Origin of the sequence: Planococcus sp. ISL-109 (assembly GCF_018613655.1) — a bacterium.
GTDB lineage: Bacteria > Bacillota > Bacilli > Bacillales_A > Planococcaceae > Planococcus.
Map to the genome: position 1 here is coordinate 20,342 of NZ_JAGGPW010000024.1, position 649 is coordinate 20,990.

The window sequence follows — 649 nt, forward strand, 5'->3', positions numbered from 1 at the left end:
GGTTAGGTGGAATCGCTTTGTCAGAGTTTTTCAGCTTGGCTTCAGAAGCTTAGGGTTGGTGTGTTTTTGGTGATTTATGTTGGTTTTTTCATCACAAAAAAAGCGCAGCCGGGCTTTGGGCGTGCCTTTCGCTATGAGCCAAGAAGACCACTTGTCTCATTGCTTCGGCTAGCCCTTGTGCGCTCGGCTGCTTGGGGATTCCACTAAATATGTAGAGTGAAATGGATCTGCTTTGGTTCAATTTTCCGGTTAGGTGGAATCGCTTTGTTAGAGCTTTTCAGCTCGGCTTCAGAAGTTTAGGGCTGGTGTGTTTTGGGTGGTCTGTTTTAGTTTTTCGTCACAAAAAAAGCGCAGCCGGGCTTGGGGCGTGCCTTTCGCTATGAGCCAAGGAAACCGCTTGTCTCATTGCTTCGGCTAGCCCGTGTGCGCTCGGCTGCTTGGAGATTTCTTTAGATCGGTAGAGTGAAATGAATCTGCTTCGGTTCAATTTTCCGGTTAGTTGGAATCGCTTTGTTAGAGCTTTTCAGCTCGGCTTCAGAAGCTTAGGGTTGGTGTGTTTTTGGTGATTTATGTTGGTTTTTTCATCACAAAAAAATCGCAGCCGGGCTTTGGGCGTGCCTTTCGCTATGAGCCAAGAAGAACACTTGTC